The sequence below is a fragment of the Bradyrhizobium ferriligni genome (assembly GCF_056837965.1).
In genome coordinates this window covers 1-574 of sequence record NZ_JBXEJO010000217.1, presented here as the reverse complement: position 1 = coordinate 574, position 574 = coordinate 1, and the positions used below count along the sequence as shown (strand labels likewise).

General features: G+C 38.0%; 1 protein-coding gene and 1 pseudogene. Both read right to left on the bottom strand.

Annotated elements, in window-relative coordinates; translation table 11 throughout:
* A pseudogene (locus AC1VNY_RS42560) lies at positions 1-262 on the bottom strand (RNA-directed DNA polymerase); the annotation flags it as partial.
* A 24-nt stretch (positions 263-286) separates the two neighbouring features.
* On the bottom strand, positions 287-424 hold the full coding sequence (locus tag AC1VNY_RS42555) for a hypothetical protein (protein ID WP_482409680.1): 138 nt from the start codon (positions 422-424) through the stop codon (positions 287-289).
* Positions 425-574: the final 150 nt, after the last annotated feature.

Here is a 574-nt window from a genome sequence, read left to right as displayed (position 1 = left end):
GTCTTAGTATCTTCCATAGGCTGTCTCTGTGGACGCTGTCGAATGCCTTTTCAAAATCTATAAAGTTGATGTATATAGTCCTTTGCCACTCGCTACATTGTTCTAAAATGTTACGCAGGGTAAATATATGTTCATTTGTTCCTCTTCCTTTCCTAAATCCTGCTTGCTCCATTCGTAGACACTTATCTATTGCTTCTTGTATTCGCATTATGACAATTTTGCAGAATATCTTACTTGGGATTGAAAGCAACGTGATTCCTCTCCAGTTATTGCAATCTGTTAGGTCTCATTTCTTGGGGATTTTCACCACAGTACCCCTAGTCCAATCCTTAGGCAATTCTTCTTTCTCCCAGATATCTGCAAACAGTGGCTCTAATATGTTTGCAGCTAAGATGGGATCGATCTTGAAAAGCTCTGCTGTCATTTCATCATTTCCCGGTGCTTTGTTGTTTCTCAGGGATCCAATAGCTTTTACTATTTCTTGCTTTTCTGGCAATTTTATCATTATTAACCCTTCCATTTCTTAATTTATTCCTTTTAACACCGATCCAATTTATAGTGCAATGTATAGACG

Excerpts from the sequence above, each read along its gene's own strand:
- AC1VNY_RS42555 (WP_482409680.1), bottom strand. The coding sequence starts at position 424 with ATGACAGCAGAGCTTTTCAAGATCGATCCCATCTTAGCTGCAAACATA.